General features: G+C 57.5%; 32 protein-coding genes. 23 read left to right on the plus strand and 9 right to left on the minus strand.

Annotated features, from left to right (window positions below):
• Positions 1 to 52: 52 nt before the first annotated feature.
• From MMW58_RS08595 to MMW58_RS08635, 9 genes are all read left to right on the plus strand, one after another.
• Complete coding sequence (locus tag MMW58_RS08595) at positions 53 to 1,066, plus strand: aspartate-semialdehyde dehydrogenase (RefSeq protein WP_133599269.1); 1,014 nt, start codon at positions 53 to 55, stop codon at positions 1,064 to 1,066.
• Positions 1,066 to 1,878: a tRNA pseudouridine(38-40) synthase TruA gene (gene truA, locus MMW58_RS08600; protein WP_123709419.1), complete on the plus strand. Its 813-nt coding sequence runs from the start codon at positions 1,066 to 1,068 to the stop codon at positions 1,876 to 1,878. The genes MMW58_RS08595 and truA overlap by 1 nt, the downstream gene beginning before the upstream one ends.
• A 148-nt stretch (positions 1,879 to 2,026) precedes the next feature.
• Entirely contained in the window at positions 2,027 to 2,686 is a 660-nt protein-coding gene (locus tag MMW58_RS08605; RefSeq protein WP_045856102.1) for a DedA family protein, read from the plus strand.
• A 200-nt stretch (positions 2,687 to 2,886) separates the two neighbouring features.
• A complete protein-coding gene (accD, locus tag MMW58_RS08610; RefSeq protein ID WP_041146597.1) occupies positions 2,887 to 3,801 on the plus strand; it encodes an acetyl-CoA carboxylase, carboxyltransferase subunit beta in 915 nt (304 codons plus the stop codon).
• 131 nt (positions 3,802 to 3,932) lie between these two features.
• Complete coding sequence (folC, locus tag MMW58_RS08615; protein ID WP_241723127.1) at positions 3,933 to 5,201, plus strand: bifunctional tetrahydrofolate synthase/dihydrofolate synthase; 1,269 nt, start codon at positions 3,933 to 3,935, stop codon at positions 5,199 to 5,201.
• Entirely contained in the window at positions 5,191 to 5,892 is a 702-nt protein-coding gene (dedD, locus tag MMW58_RS08620; protein ID WP_241723128.1) for a cell division protein DedD, read from the plus strand. Before folC ends, dedD begins: the two co-directional genes overlap by 11 nt.
• A 302-nt stretch (positions 5,893 to 6,194) precedes the next feature.
• On the plus strand, positions 6,195 to 6,683 hold the full coding sequence (gene cvpA / locus MMW58_RS08625; protein WP_041147709.1) for a colicin V production protein: 489 nt from the start codon (positions 6,195 to 6,197) through the stop codon (positions 6,681 to 6,683).
• Between the two features lie 33 nt (positions 6,684 to 6,716).
• Entirely contained in the window at positions 6,717 to 8,234 is a 1,518-nt protein-coding gene (gene purF, locus MMW58_RS08630) for an amidophosphoribosyltransferase (protein WP_045856095.1), read from the plus strand.
• 141 nt (positions 8,235 to 8,375) lie between these two features.
• Complete coding sequence (locus MMW58_RS08635; RefSeq protein WP_041146593.1) at positions 8,376 to 8,945, plus strand: UbiX family flavin prenyltransferase; 570 nt, start codon at positions 8,376 to 8,378, stop codon at positions 8,943 to 8,945.
• An 80-nt stretch (positions 8,946 to 9,025) separates the two neighbouring features.
• Here the strand turns inward: MMW58_RS08635 and MMW58_RS08640 are convergent, their stop codons facing one another.
• Positions 9,026 to 9,187 carry a hypothetical protein gene (locus MMW58_RS08640; RefSeq protein WP_241723129.1) on the minus strand — a complete coding sequence of 54 codons (162 nt, stop codon included), beginning with the start codon at positions 9,185 to 9,187 and terminating at the stop codon, positions 9,026 to 9,028.
• A 48-nt stretch (positions 9,188 to 9,235) separates the two neighbouring features.
• Between MMW58_RS08640 and argT the strand changes: the two genes are divergently transcribed.
• The 5 genes from argT (at position 9,236) to hisP (ending at position 13,293) form a co-directional block, all read left to right on the plus strand.
• Positions 9,236 to 10,018: a lysine/arginine/ornithine ABC transporter substrate-binding protein ArgT gene (gene argT, locus MMW58_RS08645; RefSeq protein WP_133599261.1), complete on the plus strand. Its 783-nt coding sequence runs from the start codon at positions 9,236 to 9,238 to the stop codon at positions 10,016 to 10,018.
• 245 nt (positions 10,019 to 10,263) lie between these two features.
• Entirely contained in the window at positions 10,264 to 11,046 is a 783-nt protein-coding gene (gene hisJ, locus MMW58_RS08650; RefSeq protein WP_133599260.1) for a histidine ABC transporter substrate-binding protein HisJ, read from the plus strand.
• A gap of 66 nt (positions 11,047 to 11,112) precedes the next feature.
• A complete protein-coding gene (locus tag MMW58_RS08655; protein WP_041146590.1) occupies positions 11,113 to 11,799 on the plus strand; it encodes a histidine ABC transporter permease HisQ in 687 nt (228 codons plus the stop codon).
• Positions 11,796 to 12,512, plus strand: coding sequence for an ABC transporter permease (locus MMW58_RS08660; RefSeq protein ID WP_041146589.1), 717 nt, complete (start codon positions 11,796 to 11,798; stop codon positions 12,510 to 12,512). The genes MMW58_RS08655 and MMW58_RS08660 overlap by 4 nt, the downstream gene beginning before the upstream one ends.
• A gap of 7 nt (positions 12,513 to 12,519) precedes the next feature.
• Positions 12,520 to 13,293 (plus strand): histidine ABC transporter ATP-binding protein HisP, encoded by a 774-nt coding sequence (gene hisP, locus MMW58_RS08665; RefSeq protein ID WP_133599258.1) that lies wholly within the window; start codon positions 12,520 to 12,522, stop codon positions 13,291 to 13,293.
• Here the strand turns inward: hisP and MMW58_RS08670 are convergent.
• The 7 genes from MMW58_RS08670 to MMW58_RS08700 form a co-directional block, all read right to left on the minus strand.
• Complete coding sequence (locus tag MMW58_RS08670; RefSeq protein ID WP_133599256.1) at positions 13,274 to 13,834, minus strand: GNAT family N-acetyltransferase; 561 nt, start codon at positions 13,832 to 13,834, stop codon at positions 13,274 to 13,276. The genes hisP and MMW58_RS08670 overlap by 20 nt on opposite strands.
• Positions 13,835 to 13,919: 85 nt before the next feature.
• Positions 13,920 to 14,486: a helix-turn-helix transcriptional regulator gene (locus MMW58_RS08675; RefSeq protein ID WP_241723130.1), complete on the minus strand. Its 567-nt coding sequence runs from the start codon at positions 14,484 to 14,486 to the stop codon at positions 13,920 to 13,922.
• Positions 14,483 to 14,743 carry a hypothetical protein gene (locus MMW58_RS08680; RefSeq protein WP_132512364.1) on the minus strand — a complete coding sequence of 87 codons (261 nt, stop codon included), beginning with the start codon at positions 14,741 to 14,743 and terminating at the stop codon, positions 14,483 to 14,485. The genes MMW58_RS08675 and MMW58_RS08680 overlap by 4 nt, the downstream gene beginning before the upstream one ends.
• A gap of 228 nt (positions 14,744 to 14,971) precedes the next feature.
• Complete coding sequence (locus MMW58_RS08685) at positions 14,972 to 15,865, minus strand: TIGR01777 family oxidoreductase (RefSeq protein WP_045856080.1); 894 nt, start codon at positions 15,863 to 15,865, stop codon at positions 14,972 to 14,974.
• Positions 15,866 to 15,883: 18 nt separating this feature from the next.
• Positions 15,884 to 16,246 carry a dihydroneopterin triphosphate 2'-epimerase gene (gene folX / locus MMW58_RS08690; protein WP_041146583.1) on the minus strand — a complete coding sequence of 121 codons (363 nt, stop codon included), beginning with the start codon at positions 16,244 to 16,246 and terminating at the stop codon, positions 15,884 to 15,886.
• 65 nt (positions 16,247 to 16,311) lie between these two features.
• Positions 16,312 to 16,941 carry a GSH-dependent disulfide bond oxidoreductase gene (yfcG, locus tag MMW58_RS08695; RefSeq protein WP_045856078.1) on the minus strand — a complete coding sequence of 210 codons (630 nt, stop codon included), beginning with the start codon at positions 16,939 to 16,941 and terminating at the stop codon, positions 16,312 to 16,314.
• 77 nt (positions 16,942 to 17,018) lie between these two features.
• Positions 17,019 to 17,927 carry a LysR family transcriptional regulator gene (locus tag MMW58_RS08700; RefSeq protein WP_241723131.1) on the minus strand — a complete coding sequence of 303 codons (909 nt, stop codon included), beginning with the start codon at positions 17,925 to 17,927 and terminating at the stop codon, positions 17,019 to 17,021.
• Positions 17,928 to 18,030: 103 nt separating this feature from the next.
• Here MMW58_RS08700 and MMW58_RS08705 point away from each other — a divergent pair, with 103 nt between their 5' ends.
• The 4 genes from MMW58_RS08705 to yfcD all read left to right on the plus strand — a co-directional run bounded on the left by MMW58_RS08705 (position 18,031) and on the right by yfcD (position 21,400).
• Entirely contained in the window at positions 18,031 to 19,452 is a 1,422-nt protein-coding gene (locus tag MMW58_RS08705; protein WP_241723132.1) for an aldehyde dehydrogenase family protein, read from the plus strand.
• Between the two features lie 85 nt (positions 19,453 to 19,537).
• Entirely contained in the window at positions 19,538 to 20,182 is a 645-nt protein-coding gene (gene yfcF / locus MMW58_RS08710) for a glutathione transferase (protein ID WP_159236758.1), read from the plus strand.
• Between the two features lie 54 nt (positions 20,183 to 20,236).
• A complete protein-coding gene (gene yfcE, locus MMW58_RS08715) occupies positions 20,237 to 20,788 on the plus strand; it encodes a phosphodiesterase (RefSeq protein ID WP_133599244.1) in 552 nt (183 codons plus the stop codon).
• A gap of 57 nt (positions 20,789 to 20,845) precedes the next feature.
• The gene (yfcD, locus tag MMW58_RS08720) at positions 20,846 to 21,400 is read left to right on the plus strand and encodes an NUDIX hydrolase YfcD (protein ID WP_045856070.1); all 555 of its coding nucleotides are present in this window, start codon (positions 20,846 to 20,848) and stop codon (positions 21,398 to 21,400) included.
• Positions 21,401 to 21,404: 4 nt separating this feature from the next.
• Here yfcD and MMW58_RS08725 read toward each other — a convergent pair whose 3' ends face one another.
• Positions 21,405 to 22,424: a LacI family DNA-binding transcriptional regulator gene (locus tag MMW58_RS08725; RefSeq protein WP_133599242.1), complete on the minus strand. Its 1,020-nt coding sequence runs from the start codon at positions 22,422 to 22,424 to the stop codon at positions 21,405 to 21,407.
• A gap of 238 nt (positions 22,425 to 22,662) precedes the next feature.
• Between MMW58_RS08725 and MMW58_RS08730 the strand changes: the two genes are divergently transcribed.
• The 5 genes from MMW58_RS08730 (at position 22,663) to MMW58_RS08750 (ending at position 26,641) form a co-directional block, all read left to right on the plus strand.
• Complete coding sequence (locus MMW58_RS08730; RefSeq protein WP_076945798.1) at positions 22,663 to 23,106, plus strand: PTS sugar transporter subunit IIA; 444 nt, start codon at positions 22,663 to 22,665, stop codon at positions 23,104 to 23,106.
• Between the two features lie 77 nt (positions 23,107 to 23,183).
• A complete protein-coding gene (locus tag MMW58_RS08735; RefSeq protein ID WP_041146575.1) occupies positions 23,184 to 23,456 on the plus strand; it encodes a PTS sugar transporter subunit IIB in 273 nt (90 codons plus the stop codon).
• A gap of 20 nt (positions 23,457 to 23,476) precedes the next feature.
• Positions 23,477 to 24,868 carry a PTS ascorbate transporter subunit IIC gene (locus MMW58_RS08740; RefSeq protein WP_045856066.1) on the plus strand — a complete coding sequence of 464 codons (1,392 nt, stop codon included), beginning with the start codon at positions 23,477 to 23,479 and terminating at the stop codon, positions 24,866 to 24,868.
• Positions 24,865 to 25,695: a transketolase gene (locus tag MMW58_RS08745; RefSeq protein WP_159236757.1), complete on the plus strand. Its 831-nt coding sequence runs from the start codon at positions 24,865 to 24,867 to the stop codon at positions 25,693 to 25,695. The genes MMW58_RS08740 and MMW58_RS08745 overlap by 4 nt, the downstream gene beginning before the upstream one ends.
• Positions 25,688 to 26,641 carry a transketolase family protein gene (locus MMW58_RS08750; RefSeq protein WP_133599238.1) on the plus strand — a complete coding sequence of 318 codons (954 nt, stop codon included), beginning with the start codon at positions 25,688 to 25,690 and terminating at the stop codon, positions 26,639 to 26,641. The genes MMW58_RS08745 and MMW58_RS08750 overlap by 8 nt, the downstream gene beginning before the upstream one ends.
• Positions 26,642 to 26,695: the final 54 nt, after the last annotated feature.

Raw genomic sequence — 26,695 nt, forward strand, 5'->3', positions numbered from 1 at the left:
ATGACCCTGTTGGATACTCCTGCAGGGTCGCTTTTTTCCGGAGTAAACCACCATGTCTGAAGGCTGGAATATTGCCATACTGGGCGCAACGGGCGCCGTCGGCGAAGCCCTGCTCGAAACCCTTGCTGAACGTCAGTTCCCGGTGGGTGATATTTACGCCCTGGCGCGTAACGAAAGCGCGGGCGAACATCTGCGCTTCAACGGTAAGTCGGTCATCGTACAGGACGCCGCGGAGTTTGACTGGACCCAGGCCCAGCTGGCCTTTTTCGCCGCCGGCGTCGAAGCTACGGCGGCCTACGTTGATGAGGCGACTAACGCTGGCTGTCTGGTTATCGACCTCAGCGGCCTGTTCGCGCTGGAGCCGGACGTCCCGCTGGTCGTGCCGGACGTCAACCCATTTGTGCTCGCCGATTACCGCAATCGTAACGTTATTGCCGTGGCCAACAGCCTCACCAGCCAGCTGCTGGCCGCGCTGAAGCCGCTGATTGACGAAGGCGGCCTGTCGCGTATTCAGGTCACCAGTCTGCTCTCCGTTTCCGCCCACGGTAAAAAAGCCGTCAGCGCGCTGGCAGGCCAGAGCGCTAAGCTGCTCAACGGCATGCCGATTGATGAAGATGATTACTTTGGCCGTCAGCTGGCGTTCAATATGCTGCCGCTGCTGCCCGATCGCGAAGGCAGCGTGCTGGAAGAGCGACGCATCGTCGACGAAGTGCGGAAGATCCTCCAGGACGAAGGGCTGATGATCTCCGCAAGCGTGGTCCAGTCGCCGGTATTCTACGGCCATGCGCAGATGGTTAATTTCGAAGCCATGCGTCCGCTGGCCGCAGAAGAGGCGCGCGATGCCTTTGCGCGCGGGGAAGATATCGAGCTGTCCGAAGCGCGCGAGTTCCCGACCCAGGTTGGCGACGCCTCCGGCACCACCCAGCTCTCCGTCGGATGCGTGCGTAACGATTACGGGATGCCGGAGCAGGTTCAGTTCTGGTCCGTTGCCGACAACGTCCGCTTCGGCGGCGCGCTGATGGCGGTCAAAACCGCCGAGAGGCTGGTGCAGGAGTATTTTTACTAATGTCTGAGCTGGAGCAGCTGCCGGTCTATAAAATCGCGCTGGGCATCGAGTACGACGGCAGTAAATATTACGGCTGGCAGCGGCAGAACGAAGTACGCAGCGTGCAGGAGAAGCTGGAAAAGGCGCTCTCGCAGGTGGCGAATGAACCGATTAACGTCTTTTGCGCGGGCCGCACCGACGCCGGCGTTCACGGCACCGGCCAGGTGGTGCATTTTGAAACGCGTGCGCTGCGTAAAGACGCGGCCTGGACGCTGGGCGTGAATGCGAATCTGCCTGGTGACATTGCCGTGCGTTGGGTGAAACATGTGCCGGACGCGTTCCACGCGCGCTTCAGCGCAACGGCGCGCCGCTACCGTTACGTTATCTATAACCACCGGCTGCGCCCGGGGGTATTAAGCCAGGGAGTGACCCATTATCACCAGCCCCTGGATGCCGAGCGGATGCAGCGCGCGGCGCAGTGCCTGCTGGGTGAGAATGATTTTACCTCGTTCCGTGCGCTGCAGTGCCAGTCGCGTACGCCCTGGCGCAACATGAAGCACATTAGCGTCACGCGTTACGGCGCATATGTGGTGGTCGATATCAAAGCAAACGCCTTTGTACATCATATGGTAAGGAACATTGTCGGCAGCCTGATGGAAGTAGGGGCCGGTAACCAGCCAGAGAGCTGGATTGCAGAACTTCTGGCGGCAAAAGACAGGAAGCTGGCCGCCGCGACGGCCAAAGCCGAGGGATTGTATCTGGTGTCGGTTGATTATCCGGCCCATTTCGATCTGCCGGTGATGCCGATGGGCCCGCTGTTTCTGGCGGACTGACGTATACGCCTCATCCTTCAGGCTGCCGCGCTGCCGGCCGCGCTGGTTTCCCCGGACTCGCCTCTTGAGGTGGGCCCGGGAGCTACCGTTCGGCCGCCTGGCTGCGCCGTGAAGGATTTTACGTATTGCTATTAAGGACTCAAACGGTATGGACCTGATTCGCTTTTTAATTGATTTCATCCTGCATATAGATGTACACCTGGCCGAACTGGTTGCCGAGTACGGTATCTGGGTTTATGCCATTCTGTTTTTGATTTTGTTTTGCGAAACGGGTCTGGTGGTGACACCGTTCCTGCCGGGAGATTCGCTGCTGTTTGTTGCCGGGGCGCTGTCTGCGCTGCCGACTAACGATCTGAATGTGCATTTGATGGTGGTGCTGATGGTTATCGCGGCGATTGTCGGCGATGCCCTGAACTACACGATCGGCCGGCTGTTCGGGGAAAAGCTCTTCAGTAATCCTGACTCAAAAATCTTCCGCCGCAGCTATCTGGACAAGACCCACGCGTTCTACGAGCGTCACGGCGGCAAAACCATTATCCTCGCTCGCTTCGTACCAATTGTCAGAACCTTTGCGCCATTTGTGGCGGGAATGGGCCACATGTCCTATCGTCATTTTGCGGCCTATAACGTGGTTGGCGCGCTGCTGTGGGTGCTGCTGTTCACCTACGCAGGCTACCTGTTTGGCGATTTACCGATCGTCCAGGAAAACCTGAAGCTGCTGATTGTGGCGATTATTCTCCTGTCCGTGCTGCCGGGAGTGATTGAAATCATTCGCCACAAGCGCGCGGCGGCGAAGCAGTCAAAATAATCACCGTAGCCTAATCTTCTTCGGGCGGAGCGCCGCCGCCCGAAGAGTGAAGTGTGAGCGGTACGACCACTTTTTTATCCCATGTGACGGGATGTTATGATTTAATGTGCAACATTCATGGTCTGTAAGGGTCAAAAATGGCATTATGCGCCCCTTACGACAAAACTGGCATCGACCAGGTTCAGGCAGAAAGGTTATCAATGAGCTGGATTGAACGAATTAAAAGCAATATAACTCCCACCCGCAAGGCAAGCATTCCTGAGGGTGTATGGACCAAGTGCGACAGTTGCGGTCAGGTATTGTACCGCGCAGAACTGGAGCGCAACCTGGAGGTTTGCCCTAAGTGCGATCACCATATGCGTATGTCGGCGCGTAATCGCCTGCATAGCCTGTTGGACGAAGGTTCCCTCGTGGAGCTGGGAAGCGAGCTCGAGCCGAAAGATGTGCTGAAGTTCCGCGATTCGAAAAAATACAAAGACCGCCTGGCGTCGGCTCAAAAAGAGACCGGCGAGAAAGATGCGCTGGTGGTCATGAAGGGCACCCTGTACGACATGCCGGTTGTCGCCGTTGCTTTTGAATTCGCCTTTATGGGCGGTTCGATGGGCTCGGTGGTGGGCGCGCGCTTCGTACGTGCCGTTGAGCAGGCGTTGGAAGACAACTGCCCGCTGGTTTGCTTCTCAGCGTCCGGCGGCGCGCGTATGCAGGAAGCGCTGATGTCGCTGATGCAGATGGCGAAAACGTCAGCCGCGCTGGCGAAAATGCAGGAGCGCGGTTTACCCTATATCTCGGTGCTGACCGACCCGACGATGGGCGGCGTATCGGCGAGCTTTGCGATGCTCGGCGATCTCAACATCGCGGAACCGAAAGCGCTGATCGGCTTTGCCGGTCCCCGCGTTATCGAGCAAACCGTACGCGAAAAGCTGCCGCCAGGATTCCAGCGCAGCGAGTTCCTGATTGAAAAAGGGGCGATCGACATGATCGTACGTCGCCCTGAAATGCGCCTGAAGCTGGCCAGTATTCTGGCGAAGCTGATGAATCTCCCGGCACCGTGCCCGGAGGTTCCTCATGAAGGCGACGCGGTACCGCCGGTACCGGATCAGGAACCAGAGGCCTGATAATGCAGAGGGCAGGCCTGACGGTGCTGCCCTTTTTTTATATTCAAATAGCTACGCGACATCATCCTGACCTGACCGCTTCGCGGCACGCTGAAGGATGAGCGTATTTACCGTTAACTCTTGCGGACATCATGGAAAAAGAACCTATTCCTCAGGCCACGTCGCCCCTGGCTACGTGGCTTTCTTATCTGGAGCATCTGCACAGCAAAACTATCGATCTCGGGCTGACGCGCGTGAACGAGGTTGCCGGGCGGATGGCGGTAGTGAAACCTGCGCCGTTCGTCTTTACGGTGGCGGGAACCAACGGTAAGGGGACCACCTGCCGTACGCTGGAGTCGGTGCTGATGGCGGCGGGCTATAGGGTCGGCGTCTACAGTTCCCCGCATCTGGTGCGCTACACCGAACGCGTTCGCGTGCAGGGAGAGGAGCTGCCGGAAGCGGCGCATACCGCCTCTTTCGCCGAAATCGAAGCCGCGCGCGGTGAAATCTCCCTGAGCTATTTTGAGTTCGGTACGCTCTCCGCGCTGTGGCTGTTTAAGCAGGCGCAGCTGGATGTCGTTATCCTTGAGGTCGGGCTCGGCGGTCGCCTTGATGCGACAAATATTGTTGATGCCGACGTGGCGGTGGTGACCAGCATTGCGCTCGATCATACCGACTGGCTGGGGCCGGATCGCGAAAGCATCGGCCGCGAAAAGGCCGGTATTTTCCGCTCAGGCCGGCCGGCTATCGTCGGTGAGCCGGATATGCCTCATACCATTGCCGACGTTGCGGCGGAAAAAGGCGCGGTGCTGCGGCGTCGCGGCGTCGACTGGCGCTACGAGAGCGGCGAGCAGGGGTGGGATTTCAGCGACGAGCAGGGGACGCTGGCGGGACTGCCGCTGCCTCAGGTACCCATGCCGAATGCGGCTACGGCGCTGGCCGCGCTGCGCGCCAGCGGGCTGGCGGTGAACGAACGGGCGATTCGCGACGGCATTAGGCAGGCGATGCTGCCCGGGCGTTTCCAGATAATTGGCGAAACGCCGCGCGTGATCCTCGACGTTGCCCATAATCCGCACGCGGCGGCCTATCTGGCCGGGCGTCTCAAAAGCCTGCCGAAAACGGGGCGCGTGCTGGCGGTTATTGGTATGCTGCATGATAAGGATATTGCCGGTACGCTGGCAAACCTGATGGCTGAGGTTGATTGCTGGTACTGCGCGCCGCTGGAAGGGCCGCGTGGAGCAACAGCGGAGCAGCTGCTGGAGCATTTGCGTACGGGTAGAGCCTGCGCAGACGTCGCTCAAGCATGGCATACGGCCATGGCCGATGCCGGACCTGAAGATACGGTGCTGGTGTGTGGCTCATTCCACACGGTAGCGCACGTAATGGAAGAAATAGACGCGGGGAGAATCGGTGGCGAGTAAGTTTCAGAACCGTTTAGTCGGGACGATTGTGCTGGTGGCGCTGGGGGTTATTATCCTCCCAGGACTGCTTGACGGTCAGAAAAAACACTATCAGGATGAGTTTGCGGCGATCCCGCTGGTGCCAAAGCCGGGCGATCGCGATGAGCCTGATATGCTACCGGCGGCAACGCAGGCCTTGCCTGCCCAGCCTCCGGAAGGGGCGGCAGAAGAGGTGAGGGCCGGAAATGCGGCGGCGCCGTCGCTGGATCCGTCGCGCATCCCGGTAAACAATAACAGCTTCGACGATGTCCAGGAGCCGGTTGTCGCGCCGAAGCCGCAGCCGAAACCTCAGGCCCAGCCGAAGCCGCAACCTCAGCCGCAGCCGGTCGAGAAGCCGCAGCAGCAGCCGCAGCAGCAAACTGTCGCCCAGACGCCGGCGCCGAAGCCAGCTGAAATTCCTGCGCCGACCGGCAGAGCCTACGTGGTGCAGCTGGGCGCGTTGAAGAACGCGGACAAGGTCAACGAAATCGTCGGTAAGCTGCGTTCCTCCGGGTTCAAGGTTTACACGTCGCCTTCAACGCCGGTGCAGGGGAAAATCACCCGCATTCTGGTTGGTCCTGATGCGTCGAAAGATAAGCTGAAAGGCCAGCTTGGCGATCTGCAGCAGCTGTCGGGTCTGAGCGGCGTGGTGATGGGATACACGCCAAACTAGCCTTGCTATTCAGTCTGATAGCGTTGAGAGCGCCGAGGCTTGTGCTGGGCAAGGAGGCATTCTTCCTTGTGCGGTCAGAACGGTGGGCCGTCGGGCCCGCCACCCTGCTTGCTGTCGGCGAGCGAAGGGGCTGAATCCCTTACCTGACGCGCCCTGCAGAGGCGAAAGGCAGCATGGCGTTGAATGTTTTTTCAGCGCCATTTTTATTTCTGTAGGGCACGGAAATCCCTACGCAAACGTTTTCTTTTTCTGTTAGAATGCGCCCCGAACCGGACGACAGGGCGTAAAATCGTAGGATGTATATGGTCTGGATTGATTACGCCATTATTGCGGTGATTGGTTTTTCCTGTCTGGTAAGCCTGATCCGCGGCTTTGTTCGTGAAGCGTTATCGCTGGTAACCTGGGGATGTGCTTTCTTTGTTGCCAGTCATTACTACACTTACCTGGCTGTCTGGTTCACGGGCTTTGAAGACGAAATGGTCCGCAATGGGATTGCTATCGCGATACTGTTTATCGCAACGCTTATCGTCGGCGCTATCGTTAACTACGTGATTAGCGCACTGGTAGAGAAAACCGGCCTGTCGGGTACCGACAGGGTGTTAGGGATCTGCTTCGGCGCCCTCCGTGGCGTGCTGATTGTCTCGGCGATCCTGTTCTTTCTCGATAGTTTTACCGGTATGGCGAAGAGCGAAGACTGGCAAAAGTCGGAGCTTATCCCGCAGTTCAGTTTCGTTATCAGATGGTTTTTTGACTATCTGCAGAGCTCGTCAAGTTTCTTGCCCAAAGCATAAGCGTTGGGATGTAGCTGAACGAGGAAAAGACGTATGTGCGGTATTGTCGGTATCGCCGGTGTTATGCCGGTCAACCAGTCGATTTATGACGCGTTAACGGTGCTTCAGCATCGTGGCCAGGATGCCGCAGGCATCATCACCATTGATGCAAATAATTGCTTCCGCTTGCGTAAGGCAAACGGGCTGGTGAGCGATATTTTTGAGGCTCGCCACATGCAGCGTATGCAGGGCAACATGGGGATCGGCCACGTCCGTTACCCTACGGCTGGCAGCTCCAGCGCCTCCGAGGCTCAGCCTTTCTACGTTAACTCGCCGTATGGCATTACGTTGGCGCATAACGGTAACCTGACCAACGCGCACGAGCTGCGTAAAAAGCTGTTTGAAGAAAAACGCCGCCACATCAACACCACCTCCGATTCTGAAATTCTGCTCAATATTTTCGCCAGCGAGCTGGATAACTTCCGTCATTATCCGCTGGAAGCCGACAATATCTTTGCGGCAATTGCGGCGACCAATCGGCAGATTCGCGGCGCTTATGCCTGCGTGGCGATGATTATCGGCCACGGTATGGTGGCGTTTCGCGATCCGAACGGTATTCGCCCGCTGGTGCTGGGCAAGCGCGATATTGGCGACGGCCGTACCGAGTACATGGTGGCCTCCGAAAGCGTGGCGCTGGATACGCTGGGCTTTGAGTTCCTGCGCGACGTTGCGCCGGGTGAAGCGGTGTACATCACCGAAAAAGGCCAGCTGTTTACCCGCCAGTGTGCGGAGAACCCGGTCAGCAACCCGTGCCTCTTTGAGTACGTCTATTTTGCCCGTCCGGACTCCTTCATCGATAAGATCTCCGTCTACAGCGCGCGCGTGAATATGGGGACCAAGCTGGGCGAGAAGATCGCCCGCGAATGGGAAGATCTGGACATTGACGTGGTCATCCCGATTCCGGAAACCTCCTGCGACATCGCGCTGGAAATAGCCCGTATTCTCGACAAGCCTTATCGTCAGGGCTTCGTCAAAAACCGCTACGTCGGCCGTACTTTTATCATGCCGGGCCAGCAGCTGCGTCGTAAATCAGTACGTCGTAAGCTCAACGCTAACCGCGCCGAGTTCCGTGATAAAAACGTCCTGCTGGTCGATGATTCCATCGTTCGCGGCACCACCTCGGAACAGATTATCGAGATGGCGCGCGAAGCGGGTGCGAAGAAGGTCTACCTGGCCTCCGCTGCGCCGGAGATTCGCTTCCCGAACGTCTACGGCATCGATATGCCGACGGCCACGGAGCTGATCGCCCACGGTCGTGAAGTTGACGAAATTCGGCAGATCATCGGCGCTGACGGCCTAATCTTCCAGGATCTGAACGATCTGATCGACGCCGTGCGGGCTGAGAATCCGGATATTCAGCAGTTTGAGTGTTCGGTATTTAACGGCGTGTACGTCACTAAGGACGTCGATCAGCAGTACCTGGATTATCTCGACTCCCTGCGTAACGACGATGCCAAAGCGGTGCAGCGTCAGAACGAAGTGGAAAACTTAGAGATGCATAACGAAGGCTAAACCACGCCTTTGTCGTTAAAGCCCGCCGTCGTCAGACTGCGGGCTTTTTGTTTTTCAGGCCCCGGTTAGCGAGCCACCGGACTTGCGTCCGGTGCTATAATCCGGCAAAGTCTGCGACTCTAAGCAGAAGGGGCAACCATCGTGAAACGACTTATCATTGGAATTTCTGGCGCCAGCGGTGCCGTTTACGGCGTGCGGCTGCTCCAGATATTGCGTGATGTCGCGGATGTTGAAACCCATCTGATCATGAGCCAGGCGGCGCGGCAGACCCTGGCGCTGGAGACCGACTACTCCCTGCGTGAAGTTCAGGGGCTGGCCGACGTCGTCCACGATGCCCGCGATATTGCCGCCAGCATCTCTTCCGGCTCGTTTAAAACCGCCGGGATGGTGATACTCCCCTGCTCGATGAAAACGCTTTCAGGGATTGTTCATAGCTATACCGATGGTCTGCTGACCCGCGCGGCGGACGTGGTGCTGAAAGAGCGTCGTCCGCTGGTGCTTTGCGTGCGCGAAACGCCGTTCCACCTCGGACACCTGCGTCTGCTGGTCCAGGCGGCGGAAATGGGCGCGGTTATCATGCCCCCGGTTCCGGCCTTCTATCATCGTCCGCAAACTCTGGACGACGTGATCAACCAGACGGTCAATCGCGTTATCGATCAGTTCGATATTACGCTGCCGCAGGACCTGTTTGCCCGCTGGCAGGGGGCCTGATCGCGCGCTAAAATAGTGCGCTTTATGATTCTTTGCGCCCCTATGGTGCAATTTTGTCGCCCCGATCAAATCCTCAACATTTAATTTGTTTTTTTGCGTTTCGACGCTGCGGTTTCTCCGTTAATACTGGTATCTTCCCTTTCAAGACAATTCTGCAACTTTATATTAACAAATTTAACGCTGTTTCCAGCACGCACTGAGAAAATGGCACAAAAACTGCAGTATACGTCGGCACTACACATAACTAACAACGCACCGCATAACAACATCACGACACTTAAGGGTATTGTATGAAGAAGACGATTCTGGCCCTCTCTTTAATTATGGGAATTAGCAGTGCTTCCAGCGTCTTTGCAGCTCTGCCGCAAAGCATCCGCATCGGTACCGATGCCACCTACGCGCCATTCTCCTCTAAGGACGCCAAAGGTGATTTCGTCGGCTTTGACATCGATTTGGGTAACGAACTCTGTTCGCGTATCAAGGTAAAATGTACCTGGGTAGGGAGTGATTTTGATTCACTGATCCCATCGCTGAAGGCGAAGAAAATTGACGCCATCATCTCTTCATTATCGATTACCGAAAAACGTCAGCAGGAGATAGCCTTCTCTGACAAGCTGTATGCCGCAGACTCCCGTCTGATTGCGCCGAAAGGTTCCACCATCCAGCCGACCCTGGAGTCGCTGAAGGGCAAGCACGTCGGCGTACTGCAGGGCTCTACTCAGGAGTCTTACGGTAACGAACGCTGGCGCAGCAAAGGCGTTGATGTGGTGGCCTATCAGAACCAGGACCTGATCTACTCTGACCTCGCCGCCGGTCGCCTCGACGCCGCGCTGCAGGATGAAGTGGCCGCCAGCGAAGGGTTCCTCAAACAGCCTGCCGGCAAAGATTTCGCGTTTGCCGGTCCTTCCGTAAAAGACAAACAGTTCTTCGGTGATGGCACCGGCATTGGCCTGCGCAAGACGGACGGCGAGCTGAAAGCCGCCTTCGACAAAGCGTTGGGTGAAATGCGTAAAGACGGCACCTACGACAAGATGGCGAAGAAGTACTTCGACTTTAACGTTTACGGTGACTAAGCATGCCGCGGGCCCGGTATACCGGGCCCTTTAGCGTGGCGATAGCTATCAATGCCCCTTATTGGTGCATTCGTCGTGTCGGCGTTTCATTTTGGTGCAAAAAATGCATAGTTAAGCGTTTCTGATGCGAAAAAATTTGCTCCCCGGCGCAGAATGTTTTGCCATATCGGGGAGAAAAGTGGCACGATAACTGGCTTAAGTACTTCTAATAAACCCATTAGAATGACAGTTTGTTGAGGATAGTTATGAAAAAACTGGCGTTGTCTCTTTCCTTAGCGCTGGCCCTTTCCAGCGTTTCCACGGTATTCGCAGCAATTCCGCAAAAGGTTCGTATCGGTACAGATCCCACTTATGCCCCGTTTGAATCGAAAAATGCGCAGGGTGAGTTGATTGGTTTTGACATCGATCTGGCCAAAGAGCTGTGTAAGCGCATCAATACGCAATGTACCTTCATTGAAAACCCGCTGGATGCGCTGATCCCATCTTTAAAAGCGAAGAAAATCGATGCGATTATGTCTTCGCTTTCTATTACTGAAAAACGCCAGCAGGAAATTGCCTTCACCGACAAACTTTATGCCGCCGATTCCCGCCTGGTGGTGAAAAAGGGCAGCGATATCACGCCGGATCTGACTCGCCTGAAGGGCAAGCGTATCGGCGTGCTGCAGGGCACAACCCAGGAAACTTACGGCAACGAACACTGGGCGCCAAAAGGGATTGAGATTGTCTCCTATCAGGGTCAGGACAATATCTATTCCGACCTGACCGCCGGCCGCATTGACGCTGCGTTCCAGGATGAAGTGGCTGCAAGTGAAGGCTTCCTCAAGCAGCCGGTAGGTAAAGACTATCAGTTCGGCGGCCCGTCCATTAAGGACGAGAAGCTGTTTGGCGTCGGCACCGGCATGGGCCTGCGTAAAGAGGACAACGAGCTGCGCGAAGCGCTGAACAAAGCCTTCGCTGAAATGCGCAAAGATGGCACCTACGACAAGCTGGCGAAAAAATATTTCGATTTTAACGTGTACGGCGACTAACCATCACGCGTACGCCACCGCGCGTATTTTAGCGCGCGGTGGTCGATGATAGACAGGGCAGACAGCATGCTGTACGGGTTTTCACAGGTAATATTGCAGGGCGCTCTTGTCACGCTGGAGCTGGCCCTTAGTTCGGTTGTGCTGGCGGTCCTGATTGGTCTGGCCGGCGCCGGCGCGAAGCTATCGAGCAATCGACCGCTGGCGCTGGTATTTGAAGGCTACACCACCTTAATTCGCGGCGTGCCGGATCTGGTGCTGATGCTGCTGATTTTCTACGGGCTGCAGATCGCGCTAAACACGCTCACCGATGCGCTGGGGATGTCGCAGTTTGATATCGACCCGATGATTGCAGGCATCATCACGCTGGGCTTTATCTACGGCGCGTACTTTACGGAAACCTTCCGTGGCGCTTTCCTCGCGGTACCGAAAGGACATATCGAAGCGGCGACCGCCTTTGGTTTCAGCGGCGGGCAGACGTTTCGGCGCATTCTGTTCCCGGCGATGATGCGCTATGCGCTGCCGGGGATCGGCAACAACTGGCAGGTTATCCTGAAAGCTACGGCGCTGGTTTCGCTGCTGGGGCTGGAGGATGTGGTGAAAGCGACGCAGCTGGCGGGAAAAAGCACCTGGCAGCCGTTCTATTTTGCCATCGTCTGCGGCCTGATTTATCTCGTATTTACAACGATTTCCAATGGTGTGCTGCTGCTGCTTGAACGCCGTTATACCGTGGGCGTGAAGAGGGCTGACCTGTGATTGAGATTATTCAGGAGTACTGGAAATCCCTGCTGTGGACCGACGGCTACCGCTTTACCGGCGTCGCCATCACCCTGTGGCTGTTAATCTCCTCGGTGGTGATGGGCGGCGTGCTGGCGATTTTTCTCGCCATCGGGCGCGTCTCCAGCAATAAGTACATTCAGTTTCCGATCTGGCTTTTTACCTATATTTTCCGCGGTACGCCGCTCTACGTGCAGCTGCTGGTGTTTTACTCCGGTATGTACACGCTGGAAATTGTCAAAGGCACCGAGCTGCTGAACGCCTTTTTCCGCAGCGGCCTGAACTGTACGGTGCTGGCGCTGACGCTGAATACCTGCGCCTATACGACGGAGATTTTTGCCGGGGCGATTCGTTCGGTCCCCGCCGGAGAGATAGAGGCGGCGCGGGCGTATGGTTTTTCATCGGCCAAACTGTATCGCTGCATTATTCTACCCTCCGCGCTGCGCATCGCGCTGCCGGCATACAGTAATGAAGTGATTCTGATGCTGCACTCCACCGCGCTGGCTTTTACCGCCACGGTGCCGGATCTGCTGAAAATTGCCCGTGATATTAACTCAGCGACCTATCAGCCGTTTACCGCCTTCGGCATTGCCGCGGTGCTGTACTTAATTATCTCGTATGTGCTGATTAGCCTGTTCCGCAAGGCGGAAAAGCGCTGGCTGCAGCATATAAAACCTTCTTCGACGCACTGAGAACGCCATGTCCGAAAATAAATTAAACGTTATCGATCTCCATAAACGTTACGGCGAGCATGAGGTGCTGAAAGGTGTCTCGATGCGGGCAGAAGCCGGGGACGTTATCAGCATCATCGGCTCATCGGGTTCCGGTAAAAGTACCTTTTTGCGCTGCATTAACTTCCTTGAGAAACCGAGCGAAGGCACGATCGTTGTTAGCGGGCAGAATATTGGCCTGGTGCGCGATAAGGATGGTCAGCTCAAGGTTGCGGATAAAAACCAGCTGCGCCTGCTGCGCACCCGTCTGACGATGGTATTCCAGCATTTCAATCTGTGGAGCCACATGACGGTGCTGGAAAACGTCATGGAAGCGCCCATTCAGGTGCTGGGGCTGAGCAAGCAGGAAGCGCGGGTGCGGGCCGAGAAGTACCTGGCGAAAGTCGGTATTGACGAGCGTCAGCAGGTCAAATATCCGGTGCATCTCTCCGGCGGTCAGCAGCAGCGCGTTTCCATTGCGCGCGCGCTGGCGATGGAGCCTGAAGTCCTTCTGTTCGACGAACCGACCTCCGCGCTTGACCCTGAGCTGGTGGGGGAAGTGCTGCGCATTATGCAGCAGCTCGCGGAAGAGGGGAAAACGATGGTGGTGGTGACCCACGAAATGGGCTTCGCCCGCCACGTTTCCTCGCACGTTATTTTCCTCCATCAGGGGAAAATTGAAGAGGAAGGCCATCCTGATGAGCTTTTCGGTAATCCGAAGAGCCCGCGTCTGCAGCAGTTCCTCAAGGGTTCGTTGAAGTAAATTTCACGTTCTCCCCGGCGGGGTTAACCCTGCCGGGACAGGATCGGCGCTCCAGGCGATAGATCCAGTCATCGTAGTCAACGCCGTCCAGATGCCAGGCCTTCTCGAGGATCTGGATCCGCCGGAAACCGTGCTTTTCCAGCAGCCGCGAAGAACCTGAATTATCCCCGATGACCCACGCATTAATCGCGTTAACGCCGAGCCGGGCAAATCCATAGCGGCAAACCTCCTCCAGCGCTTCGCTGGCATAGCCATGACCCTGAGCCTCAGGCAGCAGGGCGTAGCCGACGTCGGCTTCGTGCGGATTTTTACTGCTGATGCGCAGGCCGATGTCGCCAAGGGCCTTGCCGCAGCCATCGCGAAGTACGAATACGCCGGATGCTTCGCGCCGCGCATCGAAGACGTTTCGCAGCGCCTCCTCGTCAAGGATCGGCCCCATAAAGCGCATCACCTGAGGGTCGCTGCGCAGGCGCAGGAAAAAAGGCCAGTCGGATTCGGTGAACGGAGAGAGCAGCAGGCGCGAGGTGGTTAGCGTAATCATAAGCGGGCCATGACGGGGGATCGTCCGTTAACCTTAACACCAGAAAGTCCCGGATAACACGATCCTGTCCCGATCGTTGCGGCGGTTACCCGGCGGTTGGAGAGGCTGGCTGCGGCTTGTCGAGCCCGTGAAAATAGTGCATCACGGTTTCGCTCTGCTGAGAGGCCCGCAGCTGCAGGGCCAGATTCAGGCTGTCGAGGACCTCCGCGTGTACCACCAGCGGTGAGTCTGCCGCAATTCTTGCTTCCGCGACCAGCCAGCTGACAATGGTTTTCCAGCGCCACAGCGGCGAGTTGCCTTTTACGCGCTGTACGGGGCCGGGGAATTTGCCGGAGCCGCGCGCCCCGTCTTTCAGCAGGGCAACGGCCTGTCGTGAAAGACCGGTGAGTTCGGCGATATCGCTGAGGCCCACCAGCGTGGCGTCAACGGACTCGACCCGGGCGTTCAGCTTCGATGCGGATTCGATGTTATCGATGGCAGACAGAATCGCCCGTTCGAGCGATTTGCTGTCGCGATCGAACTCCAGATACACCGCCGTTCCGTAAAAACAAACCAGCGCGTCGGCACAGCCGGCGAGATACAGCGCGTCCTCGAGATCTGGCGTGTGGGCGCTAACGCCTGATAGCGTCAGGGTAAAGTTATAGAGGGTCATAGTTTGCGATCCTTATGATTAAACCAGGCCGTCGACGTTGAGCGACAGCGGTCGACCATCCTGATAATTTGCCTCGCGTGGTTCTCGGGAACGGCAGGAGTAGACCAGATGCTCATCATGTGTTCGCGATGATTGGCCGTACCGCACATGAGCCGTCCGAAACAGTGCGCGCTTTTCCCGCCAGCAATAAAAATCCACCCCCGGGCGCGAGCATAGTCGATGGCTGCCCTGATGTGCTTATCCGGATGTTCCTTCATCAATGTGTCCTCTGATACTGAACGTTGTGTTGACGATTGTCAACATTGTTGTGCTGAAAAAACAAACACCGGGACGTTATGACAGAGAGCAGGAAAGGACGCTGGAACGAGCTTCACGGCGATAAATGAACGGCGGCGGGAGATTGGATTACTGCGAGAGAGCTTCCACGGGCGGCAGGCGAGCAGGAGAGTCCGGGAGAGCGGTAAATCTCCCGGGATTAAATTGGGTTAGCCAAGGACGTCTTTTAACGCTTCTTCTAAATCGTACCAGCGAAAGCCAAAGCCCGCGGCTTCCAGGCGCTTTGGCAACGCGCGCTGGCCGCCGAGCACCAGAACCGAAGACTCACCCATAAGCAGGCGTATTGCCGCCGCCGGGACGCGAAAAATGGCCGGGCGATTTAGCGCGTGGCCAAGCGCGTGGGCGAACTGTTCGTTGCGTACCGGATAAGGCGAAACCATGTTAAAGGGGCCGCGCAGGTCGTTATCCAACAGCCACAGAATAGCGTTAACCATATCGTCGATGTGGATCCACGCCAGATACTGCCTGCCGCTGCCGATAGGGCCACCAAGGCCGAGCTTAAAGGCAGGGGTCATTTTGGCAAGGATACCGCCTCTCGATGCCAGCACAACGCCGGTTCGCAGCAGGCAGACTCGGGTGCGGTCGCTTTGCGCTTCGCAGGCCAGCTGTTCCCAGCGGGCGCAGAGTTTGTGGGTGAACTCATTGTGCGGGGGCTCTTCTTCGGTGACAACAACCTCCCCCAGGTCGCCATAATAACCTGCCGCAGAGCCGCTAATCAGCACCGCAGGCGGGGTGTCGCTGGCGTTGATGAGCGCGACCAGCTTTTGCGTAATATCCCAGCGGCTGTGGCACAGGCGCTGCTTTTGCTCCGCGGTCCAGCGCTTGTCGGCGATAGGCTCGCCCGCCAGATTGATAACGGCGTCAATGTCGTTGAGGTGCTGGTGATTGTCAAAGCCGCGCCACAGCGTGACGCGGGGATCGAGCCGGGCACGGGCTTTTTCCGGGCTGCGCGTGGATACCGTTACGTTATGCCCCAGCTCAAGCAGCCGGGGGATGAGATGCCGACCAATCAGACCGGTACCGCCGGTAAGCAGAATCTTCATAGCGCCTCCCTAAGAAGCCTACCGCCGCCAGCTCATGGTCATGGATACCGAGTCGGCGTAGCGGAGTGCATAAAGTTTATCGATCTCAACTTCAGCATAAGTGACCCAGTGATGTTCGCATGCGATATCGAGCACATCCTGAGTTAATTTTTCCAGTAAGGAGAAGCGGTTATTCTCAATATGGCTGATGATGCGCTTGGTGATGGTGCGGTAATTCAGCGCATCGTTGATATCTTCGCTGTTGCGGGATTGATCCGCCGGGTAGTGGATGGCGACGTTGACCACCACATCCTGACGGTTAGCGATCTCTTCCTCTTTAATACCAATAAAAGTACGCAAGCGTAGGTTCTTTATACGAATAATGGCGTCTGGCTGAGACATTGCAGGCTTCCTTCGTGTTGTCATTTCCGCAATCATACATGAAAGCAGGTCGTGCGAGCAGGGGGTTAATATTGTTGAATTTTCAGCAACGCCTGGGCGGTTGCGGGGCGCTGGCGAATACGCTCGAACCAGTTATGCACCGCCGGGAAGTTTGCCAGATCGATACGCTGGCGCTGATGCGCGCTAATCCACGGCCAGCAGGCGATATCGGCAATGCTGTAGCGCTCGCCGCCGAGCCACGGGCTGACCTCCAGACGCCGGTTGAGTACGCTATATAGCCGCTGCGTTTCCACCTGATAGCGCTCAATGGCATAGGGAACCGTCTGCGGTGCCGAATGGTTGAAGTGCTGATTTTGCCCCAGCATCGGCCCCAGTCCGCCCACCTGCCAGAACAGCCACTGCAGCGTAACGTGGCGCTCGCGCAGCTCGCCGCTCAGCAGCTTTGCCGATTTCTCGGCGAGGTAGAGCAGAATGGCCCCGGATTCGAACAGGCTCAGCGGCGCTCCGCCGTCAGCGGGAACGTGGTCAACTATCGCCGGGATTTTATTGTTGGGTGAAAGGCTGAGAAACTGCGGGCGGAACTGTTCGCCCTTGTTGATATCGACCCGAATCAGCCGATAGGCCAGCTCAGCCTCTTCGAGGAACAGGACGATTTTTTGGCCGTTTGGGGTGGGTGCGTAGTAAAGATCGATCATGATGTCTCCCGCCGTCGTGGGTCGCCAGTTTTCGAGTATAGGTGACCTGACGTATTACGGGAGCACAGGGGGGAAATTCAGCGCGCTGCGGTGGAAGGAGCCCGCATTTCGCGCACCAGGGCGATAAACGCCTGCAGCCCCGGCGGGATATGGCGACGGCCAGGGTAGTAGAGGGAGAGGCCGCCAAAAGAAGGGCACCAGTCGTCCATCACGCTGATGAGCCTGCCGCCGGCAAGATCGTCCTGGATAAACCAGTCAGAAATAAACGCCAGCCCGATCCCCGCCAGCGCCGCGCGGTGAATGGCCTGCATCTCGCTAAGAATAATGCGTGGCGGGACGTTAAGCGCCATTTTTTGCCCATCCCGCTCGAGCTCCCAGCGATAAATGCCGCCGTGCGACATACGCATGCCAATCCCCTGATGATGCATAAGATCGTCCGGACCTAGCGGAACGCCGTGCCGGGCAAAATAGTCCGGGGTGCCGACGATCAGCATCCGCGCGTCGGGCGTCAGGGCGACGGCAATCATGTCCTGCGGCAGCGACTCCGCCAGGCGGATCCCCGCGTCGTAGCCTTCGGCAACGATATCCACCAGCCGGGATTCGGTGGTGATATCCAGGCGCATGGATGGATAGCGCTTGAGGAAGGTCTCGAAAATATCAAACAGCAGGGCAACGCTTTCGCGCGGCGCGTTGATCCGCAGCGTCCCGCTCGGCATTTCAGGCCGGGTGGCGACCTCCTCCGAGGCGCGCTGGATTTCGGCTACGGCGGGCGCTATCCGCTCAACGTACCGCTGTCCGGCTTCGGTCAACGCGACGCTGCGGGTCGTACGATTGAACAGGCGCACGTTCAGGCGGGCCTCCAGTCCGGCAACGGCGTTGCTGACGGCGGTCGCCGACATACCCAGCTCCCGGGCCGCTGCCCGAAAGCTTTGCCGGTGCGCGACGGCGAGGAGGACTTCGAGTTCGGTAATACCGCTACGCTGCATAATTATCCCGATTTTCGTAACAGACTGTATTGATTATACCCGCTTATCGCGGCAATACGACGCTCCTATACTCCCGGATATCCAACAAGATGGGAAAATCATTATGCTGAACATCGACCAAATTTATATCAACGGCCAGTTTGTCACGCCGCACGGTAGCGAAGAGTTTGCGCTGTTTAATCCGACGACCGAAGAGGCGATTGGCCGGGTCCGACTGGCTGACGAACGGGACGCGGAGCGGGCAATTGCTGCGGCAAAGGCGGCATTTCCGGCGTGGTCGCGGACGACGAAAGAGGAGCGCCTGGCAGTGCTGGAACGCATGTATCTTGCCGTTCAGGCGCGGGAGGCCGACCTGCTGGAAGCGATTGTCACGGAATACGGCGCACCGGCTTCTCGCTCGCAGTGGATGGCGGCGTGGCCGGCGCAAACCATCAGGCAGGCGATGGTCACGCTGGAGCGTTTTGAGTTCGTTGAGCAGGCCGGCCGCGCCCGGGTGGTGATGACGCCGGTCGGCGTCGCGGGATTGATTACGCCGTGGAACAGCGATGCCGGTTTTATCTGTAGCAAGCTGGCGACGGCGATGGCGGCGGGCTGTACGGCGGTGATTAAGCCGAGCGAGATGAGCGCCTGGCAGACGCAAATTATTAGCGAGGCGCTGCACGCGGCCGGGATCCCGGCGGGCGTATTTAATATCGTCACCGGGCGCGGCGAGGTTGTGGGGGATGTGATTAACCATCACCCCGATATCGCAAAAATTTCGTTTACCGGCTCCACCGCTGTAGGCAAACATATTATCGAAAGCGGGGCGCAAACGCTCAAGCGCGTGACGCTGGAGCTGGGGGGCAAGTCGCCCACCGTGATTCTTGATGATGCGGATATCGAGCAGGCGGTTCCTTTGGCGCTGGCGGCCGGGTTTATGAACAGCGGGCAGGCGTGCGTTGCCGGCACGCGTATTTTGGTCCCCGCCCGGCGCCAGGCCGAGTTTGAGCAGGCTATCGTACAGGCCGTGGAAGCCGACTATACGTCTGGCGACCCGCGCGATCCGCGGACCGCGATAGGCCCGATGGTCAGCCATAAGCAGTGGCTGCGGGTGCAGGATTATATCCGCCTTGGCCAGCAGGAGGGCGCCCGGGTGCTGACGGGAGGCGTTGGCCGGCCGCAGGGCATGGAAAAAGGCTGGTGCGTTAAGCCGACGGTGTTCAGCGATGTGCATAATCAGATGCGTATTGCGCGGGAAGAGATTTTTGGCCCGGTGCTGGTCATTATTCCTTATCAGGACGAGGCTGAAGCGATTGCGATCGCTAACGACACCGCGTACGGACTGAGCGCGCTGGTATTATGCGGCGATCGCCAGCGCGGGACGGAGGTGGCGCTGGCGATTGAGTCCGGGCGCGTGCTGGTCAATACCCTCGAACATGAGCCGCAGGCGCCGTTTGGCGGGTTCAAGCAATCCGGGGTGGGGCGTGAAATGGGGAGATGGGGAATGCAGGCCTATCTGGAGCCGAAAACGCTGCTCGTTGGCTAGTGCAAAATCCTCATGGTGCGGTAAGTGACATCCCTCAGAAGACAGGATATGTTGCTTTATCGCCCCATTATTAATTGAGGATGCCATGAGCCAGCCGGTCATTACCCTGTGGTCCGATTCCGATTTTTTCTCTCCGTACGTGATGTCAGTCTACGTTTCCCTGCAGGAGAAGAGCCTGCCTTTTACGCTTAAAACCGTCAATCTGGATAGCGGCGAACACCTGCAGGCGGGCTGGAAGGGATACTCCGCCACCCGGCGCGTGCCGCTGCTGGAGGTTGACGATTTCTCCCTCAGCGAATCGTCTGCGATCGGCGAATATCTTGACGAGCGCTTTGCGCCGCCGGAGTGGGAGCGGCTCTATCCCCACGATCTGCAAAAGAGGGCCCGCGCCCGCCAGGTTCAGGCCTGGCTGCGCAGCGATCTGCTGCCCATTCGCGAAGAGCGCTCTACCGACGTTATCTTCGCCGGACAAAAGAAACCGGCCCTTAGCGCGGCGGGGCGCAGAAGCGCGGAAAAACTATTCGAGACCGCTTCCGGGCTGCTGGCCCACGGCGGCACCAATCTGTTCGGCGAATGGTCAATTGCCGATACCGATCTCGCGCTTATGCTCAACCGGCTGGTGCTTAACGGCGATGAGGTGCCGGAGCGGCTGGCTGATTACGCCTCCTTCCAGTGGCAGCGGGCGTCCGTTCAGCGCTATGCCGCACTGTCGGCTAAACGCGCCGGCTGATTCGCCTTCGCGGTTCCGCTATCATGGGGCATCGTAATGCGTGGAGATGAAAAAATGCGGCTGATGTTTGCATCGGATATTCATGGCTCTTTGCCCGCCGCCGAGCGCGTGCTGGAACGGTTTGCGCAGAGCGGGGCGCAGTGGCTGATTATTCTGGGTGACGTGCTCAACCACGGGCCGCGTAACGCTCTCCCTGAGGGCTACGCGCCGGCAGAAGTTGCCGGGAAGCTCAATGGCGCTGCGGCGCGCATTATTGCCGTACGCGGCAACTGCGACAGCGAAGTCGATCAGATGCTGCTGGACTTTCCCATCACCGCACCCTGGCAGCAGGTTCTGACTGAACGCTGTCGGCTGTTTCTGACTCACGGGCATCTGTACAGCCCCGAAAAATTGCCGTCGCTCTGCGCTGGCGATGTCCTGGTTTATGGTCATACTCATATTCCGGTAGCCGAGAAGCGCGGCGATATTTTTCTCTTTAACCCCGGTTCCGTGAGCATCCCCAAAGGGGGATTTCCCGCCAGCTATGGCCTCCTTGAAGGGGATCGACTGCAGGTTTTAGCTCTCGATGATCATCAGGTTATTGCAGAGGTGGCAATTAACCCGTAATTTACCCCCAACCGTAAAGACGCGCCGCAAGAGCGCTTTAAAAAGTAAGGTTTCCTGATGGCGGAACAGAACGATTTGGCAAGCACAGAATGGGTAGATATCGTTAATGAAAACAATGAGGTGATTGCGCAATCCAGCCGCGAGCAAATGCGCGCGCAGTGCCTGCGCCATCGTGCAACCTACATTGTCGTTCATGATGGGATGGGCAAAATTCTGGTGCAGCGTCGTACCGAGATAAAAGATTTTCAGCCGGGCATGCTGGATGCTACCGCCGGTGGCGTGGTGCAGGCCGACGAGCAGCTGCTGGATTCAGCGCGTCGCGAGGCCGAAGAGGAGCTGGGCATTGCCGGCGTACCCTTTGCCGACCACGGCCAGTTCTACTACGAAGATAAGCACTGCCGCGTCTGGGGAAGCCTGTTTAGCTGCGTGTCGCATGGCCCCTTTGCTTTGCAGGAAGAGGAGGTCAGCGAAGTGTGCTGGCTGACGCCGGAAGAGATCACCGCCCGCTGCGATGAGTTCACCCCGGATTCGTTAAAAGCGCTGGCGCTGTGGATGACCCGCAATGCCAACAACGAGTCGGCAAAACCGGAAAAGCAGGAAGAGGCCGAGTAGCCACCTAGCAGCTATCCCGCAGGCATAAACTGGAGACGATGGGTTTTCTGCCGCTCCAGTTTCCTTCATTAAGGCGCTCCAGAAGCGCGCGTCCAGCTTCAATACCAATCTTGTGATGCGGTACCGCCATCGTGGTTAGCGGCGGCTGGCAGACCCGGCTGACATCGCTATCGCCGAAGCCGACGACCGCCAAATCGTCCGGGACTTTAATACGCCGACGCTGGCATTCGTACAGCGCGCCGCACGCCAGCTCGTCGGAGACGCAGACCAGCGCATCCAGCTCCGGCCACGCCAGCAAAAATTCCGGTAGCTGCGAAGCGCCGGTGGAGAAACTGGGGGGAAGCGCGGCGTTAATCACCCTATTCGGCGACATATGGTGGCGCAGCATCGCTTTGTACCACCCCTGCAGATGCTGCTGAAAAATCCACTGCTCCTGGTTGGCGCACAGCAGGCCGATATTCTGATAGCCGCGATGAATGAGCATTTCGGTGAGCTCGAACATGGCGGCAACGTTATCAATGCCGATATTCATGTCAATCGGGTCGGCGCGCATGGCGCCCATCTCCATCACCGGAATCGACGCGTTATTCAGCCAGTGGCGGACGGTATCGCTATGTTCAACGCTGAGCAGAATGGCGGCCGCAATGTTCGATGCCAGCAGCGTTTCCAGCAGCGTCTCTTCCTGTTCAAGACGATGCTGCGACTCCGCCAGCATAATCTGATAACCCGCCGGCTGCAGCACCTGCTGAAGCCCGGCAAACATCGCGGAGCAGCCCGCTTCGGCAAGATTTGGCACCACCATGGCTATCGTTCTTGAGGAGGCGGAAGCCAGCGCGCTGGCGGCCAGATTGGGCATATATCCCAGCTCCTGCACCGCGGCTTCGATTTTTTCACGAAGCTTGTCGGAAACCTGCTCCGGCGTGCGCAGCGCACGCGAGACGGTCATCGTGCCCACGCCGGCAAGCTGGGCAACATCGGCGATCGTCACCTTACCGGTACTACGCCGTTTTCGGGTTAGAGACATACACATTCCTGCTGAACAGACGCTTTTCATTAGCATCCATCACTTTACGTTTCAGGGAGTATACGCCTTAAATCCACATTTTTGCTGCGTTTTCATATGATGATTGCGAATTGATAGCGCTATCACAATTTTGAATGTTATCTGTTGGTAGCGCTATCTTTGTGATCGCCGTCGCAGCTAACTGCTGTGCGCTTGAATAAAGTTTGCCCATATTTTGCTAAAAGACGGGGGAGATAAAATGCTCAGTAAATGGATCTTTGATGCCACTATCACGCTCCGACAGAGCGTAGAAGAGTGGCCTCAGGCTCTTGAGGTTTGTGCCAGGCCGCTGCTCGAGGCCGGCGTTATTGCGCCAGAGTACGTGACCGCGATTGTGGAACAACATGCGAAGCTGGGACCCTACTATGTGCTGGCGCCGGGGCTGGCAATGCCGCATGCGCGGCCGGAAGAGGGGGCCAGAGGCCTCGGCCTTTCGCTGCTGAAGCTGGAGCAGGGCGTGTCGTTTGGTTCAGAAGAGTTCGACCCGGTCGATATTATTATTATGCTGGCGGCACCCGACAAGCATAGTCATATCGAGATGATTTCCGCGCTGGCTGAATTATTTTCCAGCGACGAAGATATGGAGCAATTACATCAGGCGAAAACCCTGGAGGAAATTAAAACGATAATCGCGCGATTCTGATCTTATTCATAACCTGATTTATAACCCATTACGCCCGGCGTGATGCGGACCAACTGTACCCAAAAAAGGTGATAACAATGAAAATTATGGCGATTTGTGGTTCTGGCCTGGGCAGTAGTTTTATGGTTGAAATGAATATTAAAAAGGTGCTTAAAAAGCTCGAAATAGAAGCGGAAGTTGAACACTCCGACCTCTCATCGGCAACGCCGGGAGCGGCAGATTTATTCGTGATGGCTAAAGACATCGCCGCCAGCGCCAGCGTGCCGGAAAGCCAGCTGGTGGTGATTACCAACATCATCGACATCAATGAACTCGAAGCGCAGCTGCGCGCGTGGTTCGCCAAACAATAACTATTTGTAGCGAGGCGGATATGTTTATCCTGGAAACGCTGAATTTTGTTGTTGATATTCTGAAAGTGCCCTCGGTGCTGGTGGGGTTAATTGCGCTGATCGGCCTGGTGGCACAAAAAAAATCATTTTCTGACGTCGTCAAAGGAACGATTAAAACCATTCTTGGCTTTATTGTTTTGGGCGGTGGGGCGACGGTATTAGTCGGCTCGCTGAATCCGCTGGGAGGCATGTTTGAACACGCCTTTAATATTCAGGGAATTATTCCAAATAACGAGGCGATTGTTTCTATTGCTCTCGAAAAATACGGCGCGTCAACCGCGCTGATTATGGCCTTTGGGATGGTCGCGAATATTATCGTCGCCCGCTTTACGCGGCTGAAGTATATCTTCCTGACCGGGCATCATACCTTCTATATGGCCTGTATGATCGGCGTGATCCTCACCGTGGCGGGCTTCGAAGGCGTGGGGCTGGTGTTTACCGGCTCGCTGATCTTAGGCCTGGTGATGGCGTTCTTCCCGGCGCTGGCGCAGCGCTATATGAAGCGAATTACCGGAACCGATGATATTGCCTTCGGCCACTTCGGTACCCTGGGCTACGTGCTTTCGGGCTGGATTGGCAGCGTCTGCGGAAAAGGCTCCCGCTCCACCGAAGAGATGAATCTGCCGAAGAACCTCAGCTTCCTGCGCGACAGCTCCATCTCTATCTCCCTGACGATGATGATTATCTACCTGATCATGGCCGTGAGCGCGGGACGCGAGTATGTGGAAAGCACCTTCAGCGGCGGCCAGAACTATCTGGTCTACGCCATCATCATGGCGATTACCTTCGCCGCCGGGGTGTTTATCATCCTGCAAGGGGTGCGCCTGATCCTCGCGGAAATCGTGCCGGCGTTTACCGGCTTCTCAGAAAAACTGGTGCCGAACGCGCGTCCAGCGCTGGACTGCCCGGTGGTTTACCCGTATGCGCCCAACGCGGTGCTGATCGGCTTCCTGTTCAGCTTCCTCGGTGGTCTGGTGGGGCTGTTCCTGCTCGGACAAATGAATCTGGTGCTGATTCTACCTGGCGTCGTGCCGCACTTTTTCACCGGCGCGACGGCGGGAGTTTTCGGCAACGCCACCGGCGGCCGTCGGGGGGCGATGATCGGCGCATTTGCCAACGGCCTGCTGATCACCTTCCTGCCGGTGCTGCTGCTGCCGGTTCTGGGGGCGATTGGTTTTGCCAATACCACCTTCTCTGACGCCGACTTCGGCGCAATCGGCATCGTGCTTGGCAACCTGGCGCGCTACCTGTCGCCGTTTGCGATTACGGGTCTTGTTGTGGCGCTGTTCGCTCTGCTGGTTGCGTACAACGTCTTCGCGAAGAAGAAATCTGCGGGCAATGGCGCGCAGGAGAATACCGGAGCCAAATCATGAATGTGCAAGAAGTGACCCAACTGGCGCGCGACATTCGCGTCGCCACGCTTAAATCGCTGACCAATCTGGGTTTTGGCCACTACGGCGGCAGCATGTCGGTGGTCGAAACGCTGGCGGTGCTGTACGGCGCGGTGATGAAAATCGACCCCGCCGACCCGGACTGGCCGGAGCGCGACTACTTTGTGCTGTCAAAAGGCCATGCCGGCCCGGCGCTGTACAGCACCTTAGCCATCAAGGGCTATTTCCCGATGGAAGAGCTCAGCACGCTTAACCATAACGGTACCCGTCTGCCAAGCCACCCGGACCGCCTGAAAACGCGGGGAGTCGATGCGACGACCGGCTCGCTGGGGCAGGGGATTTCCATCGCCGGCGGCATGGCGCTCTCGCATAAGCTGGCCGGGCGTCCGAATCGGGTATTCTGCATTGTCGGCGACGGCGAGCTCAACGAGGGGCAGTGCTGGGAGGCGTTTCAGTTTATCGCCCACCATCGCCTGAATAACCTGACGGTGTTTGTTGACTGGAACAAGCTGCAGCTTGACGGCACGCTCGACGAAATTATCCGCGCCTTCAACCTCGAGGAGAAGTTCCGCGCCTTCGGTTTTGACGCCATCACCGTGAAGGGGGACGATATCGTCGGGCTGCTGGAGGCGGTACGGCCCGTGCCGGCCGCCGACGCCCGTCCGCGGGTGGTGATCCTCGACAGCATTAAGGGGCAGGGCGTGCCGTATCTCGAGCAGCTCAGCAACTCCCATCACCTGCGCCTGACGGATGAGATGACTGCGGCGCTGAACGAGACGATTCGTCAACTGGAGGCCGCACATGATTAACGTCGCACCCGCAGGACAAAAAGACGCCGTGGAAATGCGTAAAGTGTACGCCGGATTTGTTGCCCGGCAGATTGAGGCCGGGAGTGACATTATCGCCCTCGAAGCCGATCTGATGAGCTCGATGGCAATGGACGGCGTGGCGCGGGATTATCCTCAGCACGTGATCAATTGCGGCATTATGGAGGCCAACGTTATCGGGACCGCCGCCGGCCTGTCGCTGACCGGACGCCTGCCGTTTGTTCATACCTTTACCGCGTTTGCCAGCCGCCGCTGCTTCGACCAGCTGTTTATGGCGCTGGATTATCAGCGTAACAACGTCAAGGTCATTGCCTCCGACGCCGGCGTTACCGCCTGCCATAACGGCGGCACCCATATGTCGTTTGAAGATATGGGGATCGTTCGCGGCCTGGCGCACTCGGTGGTGCTGGAGGTCACCGATGCGGTGATGTTCGACGATATCCTGCGTCAGCTGATGACGCTCAACGGTTTCTACTGGGTGCGCACCATCCGCAAGCAGGCGCCGAGCGTCTACGCCCCGGGTTCAACGTTTACCATCGGCAAGGGCAACGTGCTGCGGGAAGGCGAAGATATTACCCTGATTGCCAACGGCATTATGGTGGCCGAGGCGCTGGAGGCGGCGCGACAGCTTGAGCAGGAGGGCGTTAGCGCGGCAGTAATCGATATGTTTACCCTCAAGCCTATCGACCGCATGCTGGTGAAAAATTATGCCGAGAAAACCGGGCGCATCGTGACCTGCGAAAACCACAGTATTCACAACGGGCTGGGATCGGCCGTGGCCGAGGTGCTGGTGGAAACCTGTCCGGTGCCGATGCGCCGCGTGGGGGTGAAGGAGCGCTATGGTCAGGTCGGTACCCAGGATTTCCTGCAGAAGGAGTATGGCCTGACGGCCCATGACATAGTGTCGGCGGCGAGAGAGCTGCTGTAAATAAAAAAGGCGACCACGCGGTCGCCTTTGTTTTTACCGACCGGCGCAGGCGCC

The organism is Klebsiella sp. HC6, assembly GCF_022605325.1.
In the GTDB taxonomy this organism is placed as follows: Bacteria; Pseudomonadota; Gammaproteobacteria; order Enterobacterales; family Enterobacteriaceae; genus Klebsiella; species Klebsiella terrigena.

Bases quoted from the DNA above. Each gene is read 5' to 3' on its own strand.
- MMW58_RS08640 (WP_241723129.1), bottom strand. From the start codon at position 9,187: ATGTGTAGTGCCGACGTATACTGCAGTTTTTGTGCCATTTTCTCAGTG.
- MMW58_RS08700 (WP_241723131.1), bottom strand. From the start codon at position 17,927: ATGCAGCGTAGCGGTATTACCGAACTCGAAGTCCTCCTCGCCGTCGCG.
- yfcD (WP_045856070.1), top strand. From the start codon at position 20,846: ATGGCGGAACAGAACGATTTGGCAAGCACAGAATGGGTAGATATCGTT.
- MMW58_RS08705 (WP_241723132.1), top strand. From the start codon at position 18,031: ATGCTGAACATCGACCAAATTTATATCAACGGCCAGTTTGTCACGCCG.
- MMW58_RS08655 (WP_041146590.1), top strand. From the start codon at position 11,113: ATGCTGTACGGGTTTTCACAGGTAATATTGCAGGGCGCTCTTGTCACG.
- MMW58_RS08675 (WP_241723130.1), bottom strand. From the start codon at position 14,486: ATGACCCTCTATAACTTTACCCTGACGCTATCAGGCGTTAGCGCCCAC.
- MMW58_RS08670 (WP_133599256.1), bottom strand. From the start codon at position 13,834: ATGATTACGCTAACCACCTCGCGCCTGCTGCTCTCTCCGTTCACCGAA.
- MMW58_RS08745 (WP_159236757.1), top strand. From the start codon at position 24,865: ATGAATGTGCAAGAAGTGACCCAACTGGCGCGCGACATTCGCGTCGCC.
- accD (WP_041146597.1), top strand. From the start codon at position 2,887: ATGAGCTGGATTGAACGAATTAAAAGCAATATAACTCCCACCCGCAAG.
- MMW58_RS08750 (WP_133599238.1), top strand. From the start codon at position 25,688: ATGATTAACGTCGCACCCGCAGGACAAAAAGACGCCGTGGAAATGCGT.
- MMW58_RS08740 (WP_045856066.1), top strand. From the start codon at position 23,477: ATGTTTATCCTGGAAACGCTGAATTTTGTTGTTGATATTCTGAAAGTG.
- MMW58_RS08685 (WP_045856080.1), bottom strand. From the start codon at position 15,865: ATGAAGATTCTGCTTACCGGCGGTACCGGTCTGATTGGTCGGCATCTC.
- hisP (WP_133599258.1), top strand. From the start codon at position 12,520: ATGTCCGAAAATAAATTAAACGTTATCGATCTCCATAAACGTTACGGC.
- yfcF (WP_159236758.1), top strand. From the start codon at position 19,538: ATGAGCCAGCCGGTCATTACCCTGTGGTCCGATTCCGATTTTTTCTCT.
- MMW58_RS08735 (WP_041146575.1), top strand. From the start codon at position 23,184: ATGAAAATTATGGCGATTTGTGGTTCTGGCCTGGGCAGTAGTTTTATG.
- MMW58_RS08680 (WP_132512364.1), bottom strand. From the start codon at position 14,743: ATGAAGGAACATCCGGATAAGCACATCAGGGCAGCCATCGACTATGCT.
- yfcG (WP_045856078.1), bottom strand. From the start codon at position 16,941: ATGATCGATCTTTACTACGCACCCACCCCAAACGGCCAAAAAATCGTC.
- hisJ (WP_133599260.1), top strand. From the start codon at position 10,264: ATGAAAAAACTGGCGTTGTCTCTTTCCTTAGCGCTGGCCCTTTCCAGC.
- MMW58_RS08730 (WP_076945798.1), top strand. From the start codon at position 22,663: ATGCTCAGTAAATGGATCTTTGATGCCACTATCACGCTCCGACAGAGC.
- folX (WP_041146583.1), bottom strand. From the start codon at position 16,246: ATGTCTCAGCCAGACGCCATTATTCGTATAAAGAACCTACGCTTGCGT.
- folC (WP_241723127.1), top strand. From the start codon at position 3,933: ATGGAAAAAGAACCTATTCCTCAGGCCACGTCGCCCCTGGCTACGTGG.
- argT (WP_133599261.1), top strand. From the start codon at position 9,236: ATGAAGAAGACGATTCTGGCCCTCTCTTTAATTATGGGAATTAGCAGT.
- MMW58_RS08605 (WP_045856102.1), top strand. From the start codon at position 2,027: ATGGACCTGATTCGCTTTTTAATTGATTTCATCCTGCATATAGATGTA.
- truA (WP_123709419.1), top strand. From the start codon at position 1,066: ATGTCTGAGCTGGAGCAGCTGCCGGTCTATAAAATCGCGCTGGGCATC.
- MMW58_RS08725 (WP_133599242.1), bottom strand. From the start codon at position 22,424: ATGTCTCTAACCCGAAAACGGCGTAGTACCGGTAAGGTGACGATCGCC.
- cvpA (WP_041147709.1), top strand. From the start codon at position 6,195: ATGGTCTGGATTGATTACGCCATTATTGCGGTGATTGGTTTTTCCTGT.
- yfcE (WP_133599244.1), top strand. From the start codon at position 20,237: ATGCGGCTGATGTTTGCATCGGATATTCATGGCTCTTTGCCCGCCGCC.
- purF (WP_045856095.1), top strand. From the start codon at position 6,717: ATGTGCGGTATTGTCGGTATCGCCGGTGTTATGCCGGTCAACCAGTCG.
- MMW58_RS08595 (WP_133599269.1), top strand. From the start codon at position 53: ATGTCTGAAGGCTGGAATATTGCCATACTGGGCGCAACGGGCGCCGTC.